The 15,664-nt window shown below is 63.5% G+C and carries 16 protein-coding genes and 1 rRNA gene; 10 read left to right on the top strand and 7 right to left on the bottom strand.

Features of this window, described 5'->3' with window-relative positions:
- The 5 genes from rrf (at position 1) to F2P46_RS19860 (ending at position 2,891) form a co-directional block, all read left to right on the top strand.
- Positions 1–112, top strand: a 5S ribosomal RNA gene (gene rrf, locus F2P46_RS19880).
- A 123-nt stretch (positions 113–235) separates the two neighbouring features.
- Entirely contained in the window at positions 236–466 is a 231-nt protein-coding gene (locus F2P46_RS19875) for a hypothetical protein (RefSeq protein WP_166893338.1), read from the top strand.
- 77 nt (positions 467–543) lie between these two features.
- Positions 544–873, top strand: coding sequence for a hypothetical protein (locus F2P46_RS19870; RefSeq protein ID WP_166893336.1), 330 nt, complete (start codon positions 544–546; stop codon positions 871–873).
- A complete protein-coding gene (gene tnpB, locus F2P46_RS19865; RefSeq protein WP_208296697.1) occupies positions 873–1,229 on the top strand; it encodes an IS66 family insertion sequence element accessory protein TnpB in 357 nt (118 codons plus the stop codon). Before F2P46_RS19870 ends, tnpB begins: the two co-directional genes overlap by 1 nt.
- A gap of 21 nt (positions 1,230–1,250) precedes the next feature.
- Positions 1,251–2,891 carry an IS66 family transposase gene (locus F2P46_RS19860; RefSeq protein ID WP_166893333.1) on the top strand — a complete coding sequence of 547 codons (1,641 nt, stop codon included), beginning with the start codon at positions 1,251–1,253 and terminating at the stop codon, positions 2,889–2,891.
- Positions 2,892–3,231: 340 nt separating this feature from the next.
- Here the strand turns inward: F2P46_RS19860 and F2P46_RS19855 are convergent, their stop codons facing one another.
- Complete coding sequence (locus F2P46_RS19855) at positions 3,232–4,074, bottom strand: hypothetical protein (protein WP_166893331.1); 843 nt, start codon at positions 4,072–4,074, stop codon at positions 3,232–3,234.
- A gap of 148 nt (positions 4,075–4,222) precedes the next feature.
- Here F2P46_RS19855 and F2P46_RS19850 point away from each other — a divergent pair, with 148 nt between their 5' ends.
- Complete coding sequence (locus F2P46_RS19850) at positions 4,223–4,906, top strand: hypothetical protein (RefSeq protein ID WP_166893330.1); 684 nt, start codon at positions 4,223–4,225, stop codon at positions 4,904–4,906.
- Between the two features lie 36 nt (positions 4,907–4,942).
- Here F2P46_RS19850 and F2P46_RS19845 read toward each other — a convergent pair whose 3' ends face one another.
- Complete coding sequence (locus F2P46_RS19845) at positions 4,943–6,304, bottom strand: sodium-dependent transporter (RefSeq protein WP_166893344.1); 1,362 nt, start codon at positions 6,302–6,304, stop codon at positions 4,943–4,945.
- Positions 6,305–6,428: 124 nt separating this feature from the next.
- Between F2P46_RS19845 and F2P46_RS19840 the strand changes: the two genes are divergently transcribed.
- The 4 genes from F2P46_RS19840 (at position 6,429) to F2P46_RS19825 (ending at position 10,790) form a co-directional block, all read left to right on the top strand.
- Positions 6,429–7,118: a response regulator transcription factor gene (locus F2P46_RS19840; protein WP_166893328.1), complete on the top strand. Its 690-nt coding sequence runs from the start codon at positions 6,429–6,431 to the stop codon at positions 7,116–7,118.
- The gene (locus F2P46_RS19835) at positions 7,105–8,358 is read left to right on the top strand and encodes a HAMP domain-containing sensor histidine kinase (RefSeq protein ID WP_166893326.1); all 1,254 of its coding nucleotides are present in this window, start codon (positions 7,105–7,107) and stop codon (positions 8,356–8,358) included. The genes F2P46_RS19840 and F2P46_RS19835 overlap by 14 nt, the downstream gene beginning before the upstream one ends.
- Positions 8,359–8,449: 91 nt before the next feature.
- On the top strand, positions 8,450–10,090 hold the full coding sequence (locus F2P46_RS19830) for a phosphoethanolamine--lipid A transferase (protein WP_229509360.1): 1,641 nt from the start codon (positions 8,450–8,452) through the stop codon (positions 10,088–10,090).
- Complete coding sequence (locus F2P46_RS19825; RefSeq protein WP_166893324.1) at positions 10,080–10,790, top strand: phosphatase PAP2 family protein; 711 nt, start codon at positions 10,080–10,082, stop codon at positions 10,788–10,790. The genes F2P46_RS19830 and F2P46_RS19825 overlap by 11 nt, the downstream gene beginning before the upstream one ends.
- A gap of 20 nt (positions 10,791–10,810) precedes the next feature.
- Here the strand turns inward: F2P46_RS19825 and F2P46_RS19820 are convergent, their stop codons facing one another.
- From F2P46_RS19820 to F2P46_RS19800, 5 genes are all read right to left on the bottom strand, one after another.
- On the bottom strand, positions 10,811–11,665 hold the full coding sequence (locus F2P46_RS19820; RefSeq protein WP_166893322.1) for an alpha/beta hydrolase: 855 nt from the start codon (positions 11,663–11,665) through the stop codon (positions 10,811–10,813).
- Positions 11,665–12,009, bottom strand: a complete 345-nt coding sequence (locus tag F2P46_RS19815; RefSeq protein WP_166893320.1) for a DUF1840 domain-containing protein — start codon at positions 12,007–12,009, stop codon at positions 11,665–11,667. Before F2P46_RS19815 ends, F2P46_RS19820 begins: the two co-directional genes overlap by 1 nt.
- Positions 12,010–12,119: 110 nt before the next feature.
- Complete coding sequence (locus F2P46_RS19810; protein ID WP_166893319.1) at positions 12,120–13,673, bottom strand: hypothetical protein; 1,554 nt, start codon at positions 13,671–13,673, stop codon at positions 12,120–12,122.
- Positions 13,673–14,410: an ABC transporter ATP-binding protein gene (locus tag F2P46_RS19805; RefSeq protein ID WP_166893317.1), complete on the bottom strand. Its 738-nt coding sequence runs from the start codon at positions 14,408–14,410 to the stop codon at positions 13,673–13,675. Before F2P46_RS19805 ends, F2P46_RS19810 begins: the two co-directional genes overlap by 1 nt.
- Complete coding sequence (locus F2P46_RS19800; RefSeq protein ID WP_166893315.1) at positions 14,407–15,663, bottom strand: MFS transporter; 1,257 nt, start codon at positions 15,661–15,663, stop codon at positions 14,407–14,409. Before F2P46_RS19800 ends, F2P46_RS19805 begins: the two co-directional genes overlap by 4 nt.
- Position 15,664: the final 1 nt, after the last annotated feature.

Below are 15,664 nucleotides of genomic sequence, written 5' to 3'. Positions count from 1 at the left end.
CTGATGACCATAGTAAATCGGTACCACCCCTTCCCATCCCGAACAGGACCGTGAAACGATTTTACGCCGATGATAGTGCTGCAACCAGTGTGAAAGTAGGTCATCGTCAGGCTAGTTATAAGAGAAAAACCCCGGTAAGCCCAAGCGCGTTCATGATCGCGCTGGTGCAAACCGGGTTTTTTTTCGTCCGCGTTTTTGTACCAATCGGGAAGCTTTCTTTGTAATGGATCTACGCATGTTGATCAACTTCCGATTTTCCCGCCATGACAGTCAAGAACGCGCTACCGATGCGGACACAGGCGAGATTGACATGCACATCGGCCAGGATCTGATTTCCTCCCGCAAACGGGGGCGTATGCCAAATCTAATCTACATGGCGCTGTATGATTTGATGGACGGCGTTGTCAGTTTGCAGAACGGCGCAAAGAGTTTCCAGATGCACGGCAGTCATGACGCATTCTGGTAAGCGCTCCATTAACCACAGCCTTGTAGCTTGATCGCGATTTCCGCATGCTTGCCGTTTCAATTTGAACGGGAGCAAGCATGGAAGGTGATACCGAATTCTGGACCTCACACGTCGAGGCGTGTCGGCGCGAAGGCACGGCGGCGAGCGTGTATGCACGACAGCATGACCTGACGCTGACGTCGCTGTATTACTGGCGTCGCAAGTTGAAGCTGGCCGCCGCCGCTGGCGACGGCAGCAGCGGCCCAGCGAACAAATTCGTCGCACTGCGCGTGCTCGATGCGGCAGCGGTCGCAACGACCAGCCCATGCACCCTGGTGCTGCGCTCCGGCCTGCGCCTGGAGTTGGCGGTGCTGCCGTCGCCGGCCTGGCTGCTGGCCCTTGAGCAAGCCCACGCGGGAGCACGCTGATGCATCCGGGCTGCCGCATTGAGCAGGTGTTTTTATGCCGTGACCCGGTCGACTTCCGCAAGTCCATCGGCGGCCTGTCTGTGCTGGTCGAACAGGCGCTGGGCCTCGATCCGTTCGGCAGCGCCTTGTACGTCTTCATCAACCGGGAGCGCAACAAGATCAAGGTGCTGTACTGGCATCGCAACGGCTTCTGCCTGTGGCTCAAGCGTCTGGAGGCCGAGAAATTCGCTTGGCCGCGCGACGCCGACGGTGCCACGCAAGGGGTCACGCTGCAGCAATTCGAATGGCTGCTGGAAGGCTTCGATTTATGGCAAAAGCCACCCCATAAAACGCTGCATTTCAGTTCTGTTTCATAGCAAAATTTGGTAAACTATGGCATGCCTTCCGCCACCGTGAAACCGTCGAATCTGCCGCCTCGCTACAGCCTGCCCGAACTGGTCTTGCCGGCCGTGTTGCCGACCGATGCGGCTGCGCTGACAGCGCTGCTGCACTCGGTTATCGCCGCACACAACGACGTCAAGACGCAAGCGCTGAACCACATGCAGCACATGATGGAACAGTTCATCCTGGCGCGCCACCGCATGTTCGGCGCCAGCTCGGAGCAGGCATCAAGCCAGGGCCGTTTGTTCGACGAGGCCGAGGTGCTGGCCGCCGCAACCGATGCGATGCAGGACGTTGCGCCGCTGCCGCCGCACACCACGCCCTGTGGCAAGGCCAACACCAAGCCGGCGCGCGGCAAGCGCGCGCCATTGTCGGCCGAGCTAAAACGTGTCGATGTGGTGCACGACGTGCCTGCCGCCGAACGCACCTGCCCATGCGGTACGCCGATGGTGGAAATCGGCGAGGACGTCAGCGAGCAGCTTGACCTGGTACCGATGCAGGTGCGCGTGCTGCGCCACATCCGCAAGCGCTACGGCTGCCCTGGCAGCGTCCATGCGCCGGTCACGGCGGCGTTGCCGCCGCAGCCTCTTCCAAAGAGCAACGCCAGCGCCGACCTGCTGGCGATGCTGCTGGTGGTCAAGTTCATCGACGGCCTGCCGCTGGCCCGCTTCGAATACGTCCTGGCCCGCCACGGCGTGACGGTGTCGCGCCAGACGCTGGCGCGCTGGGTCATCGGCGCCGCCGGCGTGCTGCAACCCTTGCTCAACCTGATGCGCGACACCTTGCTGGAGGGGCCGTTCCTGCACATCGACGAAACCGTGGTACAGGTGCTCAAGGAGCCCGGCAAGGCGCCGACCTCGAACAGTTATATGTGGGTGCAGACGGGCGGGCCGCCGGGAATGCCGGTGGTGGTGTTCGACTACGATCCGAGCCGCAGCGGGCAGGTGCCGGTGCGCCTGCTGCACGACTACCGGGGTTACGTGATGACCGATGGCTACAGCGGTTATAACGCGCTGATGCGCACCGAGGGCATCGAGCAGTTGGTCTGCTGGGCCCATGTGCGCCGCCGTTTCGTCGAGGCCGTCAAGGTGCAGCCGAAAGGCAAGCGCGGGCTCGCCGATGAGGCTGTCGCGCTGATCGGCAAGCTCTACGGCGTCGAGCGCGACCACAAGGACGCCAGCAACGACGCTCGCCTGCTGGCGCGGCAACAGCACAGCCTGCCGGCGCTGGCAACGCTGCGCGCCTGGCTCGACAGGACGCTGCCTGGTGTGACGCCGAAGAGTGCTCTCGGAACAGCGCTGTCTTACCTGCGCGATTACTGGCCGCGGCTGACGCGCTATACGGAGCGCGGCGACCTGCCGATTGACAACAACCGCGCCGAAAACGCGATCCGCCCGTTCGTCGTCGGCCGCAAGGCATGGCTGTTCAGCGATACGGTGGCCGGCGCCAACGCGAGCGCCGTCATCTACTCGGTGCTGGAGACGGCCAAGGCGAACGGGGTCGAACCTTACACGTGGCTGCGGCGCGTGCTGCGTGACCTGCCTGCGGCGAAAACCGTGGATCAGGTCGAAGCGCTGCTGCCTTGGAATGTGAAGGATTTGCATACCCCGGATTTAACCAGCGATATCCCCAACTGAACAGGCTGAGGTTCGTGGAGCGCTTACGCATTCTGCGTGCATTTTCGCCGTACCAAAAAGGGCATTGTCGTCACGTATGAGGAGCGCAAATATGGCCCTGTTGCGCTGGATGCACTGATCGAAGCCATCCAACGTGGCCTAACCGAGTTTTTTGCCGATCCGCTGAACGCGCTCCCCCCCCCCGCGGCGCCTGGACGTAACCCGTTCCTGAGTGGTGTCGTATCTTTAGGTTTATGAGCCCGGCACAATCCCCACGAACTTCAACAACACGGAATCGGTGGGTCCAGCGCCTGCGCGTCTCGCGCCTGTTCGACGCGTGTCATCGCTCGCTTTCGCTGCCTTATTGTGGCGTAGGCTGCGTGGAGTGGAAATGTTGAAGACCTCTCAAGACGCCAAGCAGCACATCGAATGACAGGACAGCCTGGCCGTGCATGGTATGAAACACGACACCATCCTTGTCCATGATTGTTGCTTTTTGGCTCCAGAAACTCTGCTGAATATCGCCGATGCGGTCGATGGTGATGCTCTTGTCTCCGATTGTCAGTTGTTGCTTGTTCAGCGTTATCTCGGAAGCCGGGTAATTCATCAGCGTTTTTTTCGTCAACCAAAACCAACGCGTAAAATAGCGAAACACCACCGTGTGACCATGCAGCGTTTGTTGAAACAAGTTTGCAAAGCGCTCCATCATGTGCCGGCGGTGCAACTCTTTTAAAACGGCGGACTGTTCCGGGTAGTTACCCAGAAAAATCCATGGTGTCCGGGGTGAGATGCGAAAGGCCAAGACAACGAAATTGCTGGAAAACACATCCTCGATATCGCAGTACAGGGCAGTTTGTTCCCCATCGCGGTCGCAGGTACGGATACCATGCTCGAACACATAATATGCTGGTTGCGCCGCATTCAGCTGCCAGACGAGATATCCCAAGCCAATGGCCAGCGCCATCGCGGCAAACCCAAATGCGTACAGCCCGTAGACAACGTTGTCGGGTGCGCTATCAGGGTGTGCCTGCGAGGCCACCCTGAATATGAACACCCCGAATGCAAACAAGAGCACAGCCACGCACCATCCGATTTTTGCTGCTGGAAAGCCTTTATCGTAGCTGGCTATCAGCGCCCCCAGTGCGCTTGCATCCGTTCCTGGAGCCGCTTGAGCCTGGCTAGCTTGTACTTGTTGTTGTGTCATCGTTCGCGCTCATGGTCCATCGTTGATGGCCCGTAAAGCGACCTGATGCGACATAGTGAAATGTGAACGCCGATTTTACCAAGCCGGGGGGTGGCCGGCCGATCATTTTCCGCCGCACTACAGTTAGAAAACCGGAAGGAATAGACACATGCATCCCAGAAAATCAGCGGCCATCGACCCGCTTGTGCACTGTTCCGTTGCAGAACTCATGCGCATCTATATCGAGGAGGGACTCGTCACGGGCCCCGAAATGCTCGGCTTGCCGGACTTTTCCAGCGCTACCCTGATCGAACACGGCTTCGACCCCGTGGGTGACTACGATTATCGACTTTACGAAAAGCCTTACCGTTTTGCGAGCAGCGCTATCGAACTCAACTTCAAGGTGTATATCGAGAATGGCGTACTCGACTCCAACGGCGTCGAGTTTGGTGGTGAAATGCGCGTGGAAACCCAATTGCGCCGGCTGGTAACGCTGCTTGGCCCAGGCGCGGTTCGCTCCATCGAGCTCCTGATCTTCGACAACTTTCTTGAAGCAACGCTGCTGATCAACGATGCAATCAACATCAATATCCATCGTTACGGCAAAAGACACGGACGCAGCAAGTTCAGCATCGGCGCCATCTCGACCGATGCCAGCTTCCGGCCAGAGTCGGCGGCAAAAAAATTCAACACAGGCTTTGCGCGCAAGCTGTGCGACGAAACCGTGAGTCCGAACCCGAGCCGCAGGCACGCCCGCAACCCCGCCCTGCGCAACTTGAGCGCCTGCCTGGTCCGCCTGTTCGGCAGCGCCTATCGCAAGGGGCGGCTCATCCCAGCACGTGAAAGCGCATGACAAGCCTGTTGGCCACGCCTGCCACGCCTGCGCCCCTTAAAACACCTTCAACCCTTTGAGCATCACCAGCAAAATCAGCAAGGGCGACACGTAGCGCAGCAAAAACAGCACCACGCGCGCGGTCGCCGCGTTGGACAGCGTGCCTTTGTTCGATATGGCATCGTTGAATCGATCCGCACCCCATACCCAGCCTGCAAACAGGGCAAGCAAAATGCCTCCCAGCGGCAGCAGGATATTCGAGGACACGAAATCGAAGAGGTCGAACAGATTCAGGCCGAACACCTTGACGTGTGACAGCACGCTGTTCGTCAGTGCGCACGTGGAACCGAGCAGCATCAGGCAGGCAATCGTGATCAAGGTCGCCTTCGGACGGCTCATGCCAAGGCGCTCATGCAAAATCACCACCGGCACCTCCATCAGCGACAGCATCGCTCCGGTCGCCGCGACCGCCGCCAGCACAAAGAAAACGATCATCAAGAGGTGGCCACCCGGAATTTGCGAGAACACTGCGGGAATCGTCATGAAGACCAGCGCCGGACCCGCCGACGGTTCAAATCCGAATGTAAATACCGCCGGGAAGATGGCGATCCCCGCCAGCATGGACACGCACAGATCGGCGGCCATGACCCTCAAGGCCGTTTGCGGGATATTCTGATCGTCGCGAAAATAGGAACCGTAGGTCATCATCGTTCCCATTCCCAGCGACAGTTTGAAAAACGCCAAGCCCATTGCCGTCAATACCACGCCAGCACTGATCTTGCTGAACTCCGGGCGCAGCAGGAAGGCCAGGCCGTCAGCGGCTTTCTCCAGCGACAGGCTGACCCCGCACAGCAACAGCAACAGCACGAACAGGACCGGCATGAGTCTTTTGGTCAGTCCTTCAATGCCCTTGGTTACGCCAAGTAGCAAAATGCCGCCGATAAACGCCAGCACGAACCATTGCCACAACAGCGATTGAACCGGATCGCCGATCAGCGCGCCAAAGGCGTTCTCCGCCACGTGCCGTTCGCTACTGAGAATGGAACCGTCGATGGCCTTGATGACATACGCAAACACCCACGCGACCACTTCGGAATAAAACGACAGGATCAGGAAAGCGGCGGCCATGCCCGCCACGCCAATCAGCCACCACGGCGCTTTGCCCGGGTTTAAGCGCTGCAGCGCAGTGATCGGATTGGCCTTGGCCGCGCGCCCTATGGTGATTTCCGCGATCATGACCGGAATACCGACCACCAACGTGCAGAGCACATAGATCAGCAAAAAACCGGCACCGCCGTTGGCGCCCGTCAAATAGGGGAATTTCCAGATATTGCCAAGGCCAACGGCCGAGCCGAGCGTTGCCGCCAATACCCCGAAACTGGAACTGAAACCGCCACGCTTGATAGAATCCTGAGTCATTGCTGCCATCTGTCACATTGAAAAAAGGCAGTGATTGTAGCAGTTGGGAACATACGCAGTCCGGCCCATGCCCGCCGCCGGCTGGCCTTGCCCCCCAACAGGCGCAGTGCACTAGAATACCCCCATGCGCATCCTCATCATCGAAGACAATCCCGACATCGTGGCCAACCTGTACGGTTTCCTGGAACCGAAGGGCTACATCCTCGACTCGGCCGCCAATGGCTATGCCGGCCTGGCGCTGGCCGCCCAGAACACCTATGACGTGGTGGTTCTCGACGTCATGCTGCCCGGCCTGACCGGCCTGGATATCTGCCAGAAACTCCGTGGCGAACTCAAAAGCAACATCCCGGTCCTGATGCTGACCGCGCGCGACACCTTGCAAGACAAGGTCGCCGGCTTCGACAGTGGCGCCGACGATTACCTGGTCAAGCCATTTTCCCTGGTCGAACTCGACATCCGCCTGAAGGCTTTGCTACGCCGCGCCAACGGCGCCGTCGGTGGCGCCGCCATCCTGCGCGTCGGCGAGCTGAGCTTTAACACCGGCACCTACGAAGCGGCCCGCGCCGGCATCCCGCTGGCCCTGACCAAAACCGGCTACACCATCCTCAAACGCCTGATGCGCGAGGCGCCCAACGTGGTGCCGCGCCACGTGATCGAACAAGCGGTCTGGGGCGACGACCGCCCCGACAGCGATGCCTTGCGCACCCATATTCATGCCCTGCGCCAGGCTCTCGACAAACCGTTTCCTTTTCCCATGCTGCGCACCGTCCCCGGACTCGGTTTCAAACTGGTGAGCGCCGATGAGGCCGCCTGATTCCCTGCGCCGCCGCATCGCCGTCGCCTACCTGCTGTTCGCGCTCGGCTCCTCGCTCTTTTTGGCGGCCATCGCCATCGTCGCGGTCGAAGGCATCGAGGTCCACCTGGTCGATAATCGCCTTGCCGAGGCCGCCGCCTGGGCCGCACCGCGCCATGCCGGCGGCTTGCCGGTCGCCATGCCCGCCGGCCTGAGTTTCCACCACGGCAACGCCATTCCCCCGCCGCTGCGCAACTTGCCGGAAGGCGTAGGCGAAGTGCATGTCGATGGCATCGGCTTGCACGTTCTTGCGGGCAAGGATGACGCCGGCAATTATGTGGTGGTCGACCACGAAAGCGATTATGAAAAGATCGAACTGGTCGTCTATTCGATGTTCGGCGTCGGTTTTATCGGGATCATGCTGTTTTCGCTGTTTTTGGGCGGCTTCATCGGGCGCCGCTTCGTGACCCCGATTACCACCCTGGCTGCCGCCGTGCGCGAAAGTTCCACCGAATTGCCGCTGCTCGAACGCAGCGACGAACTCGGCGTGCTGGCGCGCGCCTTCGCCGCCCACACCAGCGAGCTGCGCACCTACCTCGAGCGCGAGCGCCTGTTCACCGGCGACGTCAGCCACGAATTGCGCACGCCGCTGACCGTGATCACGGGCGCGGCCGAAATCATCCTCGCCCAGCCGGATGCCAATCCGGCCACCGCCGCCGCGGCCGAGCGTATATTGCGCGCCGCCAACGAGGCGTCCGCCTGCGTCAACGTGCTGCTGACCCTGGCGCGTTCGCGCGACCGCATCGCCCATCCCGTCACCAGCGTCGACCAGATCGCCCGCGCCGAAACCGAGCGCGCCCAGTCGCTGGTTGCCGGCACGCCGGTCGCGCTGCGCTTCCTCGGCGGTCCCGCCTTCGCCATCGCCGCGCCGCCCGAATTGCTGGTGGCGGCCGTCGGCAACCTGATCCGCAATGCCTGCCAGTACACCGCGCAGGGCGAGGTCGCGGTCCGGCTTGGCGCCGAATCGGTACTGGTCGAAGATACCGGCCCCGGCCTGCCATTGGCCGTGCGCGCCATCTTCGACCCGGCCCAGGGCGCCGCACCGGCGGCGGTGGCGAAAGGTTCCGCAGGCGCGGGCCTCGGCCTGGCCCTGGTGCGCCGCATCTGCGAGTACCTCGGCGCCACCCTCGTGTACAGCGAACGCGTGGGCGGCGGCAGCATTCTCGAAATCCGCTTCAATCCTGCTTTAACGAAATCTTAACGCCCGGTTGACGCCGGCTTGATGTTCAAAACGGTATCTTCGCCAGCATGTGTCGCCTTGCCAGGTGGCATCGCTGACCCTGGAGATTCCGTTGACATTGAACACCGCACCGCGCATCCACGCTTCCCTGCTCATCCTGGGCGCCTCGGTATTCCTGCTCACCGCTTGCAACGCCACCTTCTGGCGCACGTTTTTCAGCGCTACCGGCGGCCTCGGGCTGTCGCACCTGCCGCTGCACCTGGGCAGTTTCGCCTTGCTGGTGCTCTTGTTCAATGCCTGCCTGAACCTCATCAATTTTCGTTTCATCGTCAAGCCCGTGCTGGTCGTCTTGTTCATGGCGACCTCGGCCACGTACTACTTCATGAACGAGTACGGCACCGCGATCGACAAGTCGATGATCCAGAACTTGCTCGAAACCGATGTCCACGAAGCCCTCGAATTGCTGAACTGGAAGCTGCTGCTGACCATCACCTTGCTGGGTATCCTGCCCTCGCTGCTGGTCTGGCGCACGCAGATCGTGTTTTGCGCGGGCAAGCGTGGCCTGGTGCTGCAGGCCGCCAACATCGGCGGCTCCTTGCTGGTGGCGGCGATATTGCTGTTCTTGTTCTTCAAAAGCCTGGCGCCCGCGCTGCGCGAGCACCGCGAACTACGCTATTTGCTGGCGCCGACGAATTACATCCAGGCCATCAACGGCTACGTCAAGCAGCGCCGCGCCCAGGCGCTGGTGGTCGCGCCGCTGGGCATGGACGCGACCAGGCGCGCCAGCGCCGGCGGCAACAGCGCTCGCTCGGTCACCCTGATCGTGCTTGGCGAGACCGCGCGCGCCGCCAATTTTTCGCTCAACGGTTACGCCCGTCTCACCAATCCGGAACTGTCGAAACAAGCTGATTTGCTTAACTTCACCAACGTGCAATCGTGCGGCACGGCCACGGCGGTGTCGGTACCCTGCGTGTTTTCGGCCTTGGGCCGCGAAAACTATTCCGACGACAAGGCCCATGCGCAGCAGGGCTTGCTCGACGTGCTGTCGCATGCCGGTTTCGGCGTCCTGTGGCGCGACAATAATTCTGGCTGTAAAGGGACCTGCGACCGGGTCGATGTCGAAGACCTGTCGAAAGCCGATCCCGGCAACAAATGGTGTGTCGACGACGAATGCTACGACGAACGCCTGCTCGACGGCTTGCCCGAGCTGATCCGCAAGGCGCGCAAGGACCTGGTCATCGTCTTGCATCAGAAAGGTAGCCACGGCCCCGCGTACTGGAAACGCGCGCCCGCCGCCTTCCAGCGCTTCGGCCCGGTATGCCGGACCAACCAGCTCGAATCGTGCTCGCGCGAATCGATCGTGGCCGCCTACGACAACTCGATCCTGTACACCGACCACTTCCTCAACCAGGCCATCGAATTGCTCAAGGCCAGCGGCGAGAAGGAACAGCTCAATACCGCCATGCTGTATTTTTCCGACCATGGCGAATCGCTCGGCGAACACAATATGTATCTGCACGGAGCGCCGTATGTGATTTCCCCGGCCGAGCAGCGCGAAGTGCCGTTCATGCTGTGGCTGTCGGAGGGCTTCCGTTCGCGCTTCCATATCGACCAGCGCTGCCTGGCGGCGCGCACCGGACAATCGTTCTCGCACGACAATGTATTCCATTCGGTGCTGGGCATGCACCGCATCAGCACGGCCGTCTACAATCCGGGCCTCGACATCTTCGGGCCATGCACGCATGAGTCGTAAGCGGCTGCTCCTGGCGCTGGCGGGCAGCGCACTGGCGATCGCATGGATCAACGCCTTCACCGACCTCGACCTGATGCTGGCGCAAGCCATGTTCGATCCGGCCAGCGGCACTTTTCCTTGGCGCCATGCGTGGTTTGCCGAAACGGTCAGCCATGTCTGGGCCAAGGCGGCATTGCTGACCCTGGCGGGCGGCATGGTGCTGGCCGCCTTGTTCGACCTGCTCTGGCCACGCCCGGCCTGGGCCACGCCTTTCCGCCTGCGCCTGCGCGTGGTGGCACTGTCGGCGCTGCTGGCGCCATCCTGGATCAGCGCGCTGAAATATATGAGCGCCTCGCATTGCCCGTGGGACCTGGCGCTGTTCGGCGGCGGCGAAACCTATGTGCGCCTGTTCCAGTCGGCCTTGCCGTACGCCTCGCTTGGCCATTGCATGCCGGCCGGCCACGCGTCGAGCGCGCTGTGGCTGGTGTCCCTGGCGGTGTTCTGGCTGCCGCACCGGCCGCGCACGGCCCTGCGCGTGGGCGCGGCCATGCTCGGGCTCGGTTTTGCGCTGGGCTGGGTGCAGCAACTGCGCGGCGCCCACTTTCTCACCCACACGCTCTGGTCGATGTGGTGGACCTGCCTGATCGTCAGCCTGTTGTACCTGCTACTGACCGAGCGCAAGTGTTTGCTCAGCCGAAATGCAAATATTCAGCTTTCTTGAATCCATACCGACGAAGCCGGCTAGTTGTTCTGCAAGGCGTCTTGCGCGACGAGCCAGGCGCGCAGGTCCGCCAGCGGGCGGGCTGCGTCGAGCTCGTTGAAAATTTCGTGATACATGCCCTCGTACACATGCAGCTGCGCCAGGCCGGGCGGCAAGTGCGCGGCGAAGCGGCGCACGCCGTCCGGGTCGACCAGCCGGTCGTCGCCGGCGGCGAGCAACAGCGCCGGCACTGTCAACTTGCCGGCGTGCGCGTGGCAATAATCGATTGAACGCAGCATCGAGTGCATCAGGCGCGCGCTGATCCTGCCATGCACCAGCGGATCGGATTGATAGGCTGCCACGACACCCGCATCGTGCGACAGCCAGCGCGCCGGCAAGCCGTTCGGCACCGCCAGCGACGGCGCCAGCGCGTGCAAGGCCTTCAGAAGCATTAGTTGCAGGCGCGACAAGCGCAGCGCCAGGGCGGGCGACGACAGGATCAGGCCGCGCAAGGGCGACACGCCGGACAGGGCGAAGCGCGCCGCGAACAAGCCGCCCATGCTGTGGCCGAACAAAAAGGGAGGCCGGCGAAAGTGCGCGGCAAAGTCGTCGATGACGATTTCGGCATCCTGCAGCAGCGGATCGCCGTTGATGACGTCGCCGCGTTTGCCTTGCGAGCGGCCATGGCCGCGGTGGTCGTAGCAGCGCACCGACAGGCCGCAATCGTTGAAGAACGCGGCCAGGTGGCGATAGCGTCCGCTATGCTCGCCGAGGCCATGCATGATCACGACGCTGGCGCGCAGCGGCGCGGCCGGCAGCAGGTAGTCGCTGACATGCAGCCGTGTGCCGTCGGCGGCAACGAGCTGGTGGCTGTGTTGCGCCACCAGCGCGGACATCAGACGCCCCAGACCACGTCGTGACCGCCGGCCTTGGCTGCGCGCAGCATTTCCACCAGCGGATAAGCACGGGTCGAAAAACTGACCGCCTGGATCTCTTCGTGGTTGGCGTCGTCGCCGTCTTCGTTGTGATGCGCATGGACATCGCGCTCGACATCTTCGGACACGACATGCTGGCGGCTCTCGGCGATTTCTTGCTCGAGAACTTGCAAGGCATGCGGCGCTTCGGCTGCCGTGATGACACCCTGGTCGACGTTTTTATGGAGCAGGTCGAGGATGCGTTTTGCGTGTTCCTTGTACATCAAAACTTCTGATGCTGCTTTGGAGGTAAAGGTAATTAACATAGGAACTTTCTAATTATGCGTACATGGTGAAACGATAACACGAACCGGCGCTTCCGGTCGTGACGATACGCCGCTTGTGCCTCACGTAGTGCCTCACGTAGCGCGCCGGCTCAACCGGGTTTCACCCGGAAAAACCGTGCCGTTGCCGCGAAGGCCATCAGCAGCAGCGTGGTCATGACGGACCCGACCACGACCGACGCTTTCCAGCCGTGCGCCTGGCCGTACATCAAGATGAAACTCAGGCCTGCCCAGCCGGCGCCGGTCAGCAGTTCGAAGACGGTGCGGGCCAGGTTCGACTTGCCGCGCCGCTTGAAGTCGCCGCGCGCGGCCGGCGGGCTGCACCAGGCCACCACCAGCGCGCTGTTGCATGCGCACATGGCGCAGGCAAGCAGCATGATGGCCGCCGCGGCTGGCTGGCGCATGCCCAGCCAGCATAGCGGCAGCAGCGCCACCGCCAGCGGTGGGATCGCCACCGCGGCCAGCTTGGCGCGCCGGATCGCGCCCTGGCTGCACGGGGCGCCGCGCAGCAGGTCGGGGGCGTCTTCGGCGGCGATCACGATCCAGGCCAGCGAGGAACTGAGCGTGCCGCATAAAAACACCAGCGCCGCCGCCACCGTCGGCAGCGAGACCGCGCGCCCGAACAGCAGCGGCATGAGCAAAGGCAGCATGTACATCAGTTGCAATCCCACCTGCGCGATCAGTTGCGGGTCGCGCCAGATCAGGCGCCATTCCTTGACGATGACGGTGCGCGCGAGACCGCGCCCGAAGCGCAGGCGCACGCCCCCAGCCGGCGCCCTGGCTACCCGCGCCGCGCCGGCGGCCTGCAGCACGCCGCGCAAAAAAAGGCGATGGGTCAGGCGCGCTGTCAGCAGGAACACCGCGCCGCCCGTGGCGAGCATCAGCAAGGCCGGCAGCGGCATGCCCAGCGCCGCCCTGGCGGGCAGCCAGGCGACGCTGTCGACGCCGAGCGTGGCGCCCTGGTCGAACAGCGACGCCAGGCGCGTGACGATGCGCTGCACGTCCGGCCCGAACGCACTGTTAAATGCCTGCGTCAGCAAAAACACCGCGGCCCCCGACAGTGCGCCGAGCAGTTGCGCCGTCACGCGCGTGCGCCGCACGCCCAGCCAGCGCACCAGCCCCAGCGTGAGCAGCATCGCGACCGATGACGAGGTGAGCGTCATGCCGATGATGGCCGGGTAGATTCCCAGCCAGCGGAACTGCCCGAGCACGATGCCTGCATGCGCGAACGGCGCCAGGAAAAACAGGTACAGCGTGCAACTGCTGGCCGCGATCGCCGCCAGGCGCACGCTCAACACGCTGGTTGACGGGATGGGCGACGACAGCAGCAGGTCGAGGTCGCGCCGCTCGAACAGCGCCGTCACGCTGGCATTGAGGCCGGTCGAGAGCATGAGCGTGAAAATACCGGCCATCAGTGCGCCGACCATCTTCAGCAGCGCATGCGCCGGCGGCCCGGCCGGGATCGTAGCGTGGCTTAGCGCCATGAACGCGAAGCCGTGCATCAGCGTGGCGAGGATCAGCCACACCGCGAGCGTCTTCTTGCCGATGCCCATGCTGGCCGCATCCTTGCGCATGCCCAGCATGTCGAACATGGCCAGGCGCAGCTCGTGCCGCAGCAGCCACAGGGCGCTGCCGGGACGCGCCATCAGCGTTTCCCTGTCAACTGCAGGAACACGTCTTCCAGGGTGCCGCCCTCGGTCTGCGCACGCAGCTGGTCGAGCGTGCCCTCGGCGATCAGGCGCCCGTGCTCGATGATGCCGATGCGCTGCGCCAGCCGTTCCGCCACTTCCAGGATGTGGGTGGTGAGGATGACGGTGCCGCCGCCATCCACGTGCGCCAGCAGCAGGTCTTTGACCTGGCGCGCGGCGGCCGCATCGAGCCCGGTGAGCGGTTCGTCCAGGATGAGCAGGCGCGGTTCGTGGATCAGCGCCCCGGCCAGCGCGAGCTTTTGCTTCATCCCGCGCGAAAAGCCTTCGGTCAGTTCGTGCGCGTGCGCGGCGAGGTCGAGCCAGTCGAGCAGGCGGCGTGCGTGCGGCTCGGCTTGACCGGCGTCGATGCCCCACAGGCCGGCCACGAATTCCAGGTATTCGGTGGGTTTCAGTTTGGCGTACAGCATCGGGTCGTCCGGCAGGTAGGCCATGTTGCGCTTGGCCGCCGCCGGGTCGCGCGCGAGGTCCACCCCGAGCACCTCGATGCGGCCGGCGTCGGGCGCCAGCAGGCCGGCCACCATGCGCAAGGTGGTGGTCTTGCCGGCGCCGTTGGGGCCGAGCAGCGCATACAGTTCGCCGCGCCGCACCGTCAGGTCCAGCTGGTCGACGGCCGGACGGCCGAAGTGCTTGCTCAGTGCCGTCAGCTTCAGGGCGGCGCCGCTGTCTTGGTTCATGGTCGTGCGTTTCCGGGTTGCGCGCGGCTGAAGGTGAAGAACGCCAGCGCGCCGGCCTGCAGCAGCACGGCGATGGCGAGGGTGGCGCGGAAGGCGTCGGGCGCCGGGGCGCCGTGCGCCTTGAACAGGTCGACCGCCACGCCGAAGCCCCACTGGGTGGCAAAGGCGCCGATGAACAGTTGCAGGTTGTAGGCCGAGTTGGCGCGCCCCGCCAGCGCGGCCGGGAAGGCCAGCGCGACGTGCGACTGCACCAGGGTGGTGACCGGCACGCAGGCCGCCAGCAGCAGCCAAAGCAGCCAGGCCAGCGGCGCACTGGTGGCCAGCATGGCCGCCTGCGTGGCCACCATGCCGCCGATCCCGAGGCCGATGATGCGGTGCGTGTTCCAGCCGCGCGCCACCAGCCGCGGCGCGGCCCAGCCTAGCGCCAGGTAGGACAGCAGCAGCACGGCATTGAATGCGAACAGGATGGAGCCGGTCTGCTGCGCGCTTTTGCCCAGCACGGTCGTCATCCACGGCCCGGCCCACAGGGTTTGGAGCGCGAAGAAAATGCCGTGATTGAGCAGGCCCGGCACGCCCATGCGCCAGAAATAGGCGCTGCCGAAAATGCGCCGGTAGCCGCCATCGGCGAGCGCCACGCCAGCCTTGGCCGCGCCGCTGTCGAACTGGCGTTCGACCTCGCGCAGCGAAAAGAAGATCGCGCCGGCGACCGCCAGCAGCAGGGCCGCGACCACCCAGAAAATGCCGCGCCAGCCGATCGCTGGCAGCGCCATGGTCACCGGCACGGTGGCGGTGAGCGCGCCCGAGGTGCCGGCCACCAGCATCCAACTGGCCAGCTGGCTCTGGCGTTCGAGCGGAAACCACTGGCGGTAGGCCTTGAAGGCGGCCATCAGGCAGGCCGACACGCCGATCCCGATCAGGGCGCGCCCGAGCCACAGGCCGGCCAGCGAACTGCTGCTCGCAAACACGGCCGCGCCCACGGCGGCGCACAGAAGCAGGGTCGATTCGGTGCGGCGCGCGCCGTATTTGTCGAGCCACACGCCGAGCGGCAGCTGCATGGCGCCGAAGGCGACGAAATAGGCCGACGAGAGCAGTCCCAGGTCGGCGTTCGACAAGCCCATCTCGGCCACCAGCGCCGGCGCGATGACGGCGTTGACCGCCCGCAGCGCGTACGACAGCAGGTAGCCCAGCGCAAAGCACAGGAACACGCGCGCCGCGCGCGCACCGCCCAGGGTCGCCGTCACGTGCCCGGTCACG

It is taken from the genome of Massilia sp. CCM 8734, assembly GCF_011682155.1.
Lineage (GTDB): Bacteria > Pseudomonadota > Gammaproteobacteria > Burkholderiales > Burkholderiaceae_D > Telluria_A > Telluria_A rubra.
This window is presented reverse-complemented; position numbering and strand designations above follow the sequence as displayed.

Coding starts and splice junctions, on each gene's coding strand:
- F2P46_RS19850 (WP_166893330.1), top strand. CDS start 4,223: ATGCATCCCAGAAAATCAGCGGCCATCGACCCGCTTGTGCACTGTTCC.
- F2P46_RS19855 (WP_166893331.1), bottom strand. CDS start 4,074: ATGACACAACAACAAGTACAAGCTAGCCAGGCTCAAGCGGCTCCAGGA.
- tnpB (WP_208296697.1), top strand. CDS start 873: ATGCATCCGGGCTGCCGCATTGAGCAGGTGTTTTTATGCCGTGACCCG.
- F2P46_RS19860 (WP_166893333.1), top strand. CDS start 1,251: ATGCCTTCCGCCACCGTGAAACCGTCGAATCTGCCGCCTCGCTACAGC.
- F2P46_RS19870 (WP_166893336.1), top strand. CDS start 544: ATGGAAGGTGATACCGAATTCTGGACCTCACACGTCGAGGCGTGTCGG.
- F2P46_RS19815 (WP_166893320.1), bottom strand. CDS start 12,009: ATGTTAATTACCTTTACCTCCAAAGCAGCATCAGAAGTTTTGATGTAC.
- F2P46_RS19820 (WP_166893322.1), bottom strand. CDS start 11,665: ATGTCCGCGCTGGTGGCGCAACACAGCCACCAGCTCGTTGCCGCCGAC.
- F2P46_RS19845 (WP_166893344.1), bottom strand. CDS start 6,304: ATGACTCAGGATTCTATCAAGCGTGGCGGTTTCAGTTCCAGTTTCGGG.
- F2P46_RS19825 (WP_166893324.1), top strand. CDS start 10,080: ATGAGTCGTAAGCGGCTGCTCCTGGCGCTGGCGGGCAGCGCACTGGCG.
- F2P46_RS19835 (WP_166893326.1), top strand. CDS start 7,105: ATGAGGCCGCCTGATTCCCTGCGCCGCCGCATCGCCGTCGCCTACCTG.
- F2P46_RS19875 (WP_166893338.1), top strand. CDS start 236: ATGTTGATCAACTTCCGATTTTCCCGCCATGACAGTCAAGAACGCGCT.
- F2P46_RS19810 (WP_166893319.1), bottom strand. CDS start 13,673: ATGGCGCGTCCCGGCAGCGCCCTGTGGCTGCTGCGGCACGAGCTGCGC.
- F2P46_RS19840 (WP_166893328.1), top strand. CDS start 6,429: ATGCGCATCCTCATCATCGAAGACAATCCCGACATCGTGGCCAACCTG.
- F2P46_RS19805 (WP_166893317.1), bottom strand. CDS start 14,410: ATGAACCAAGACAGCGGCGCCGCCCTGAAGCTGACGGCACTGAGCAAG.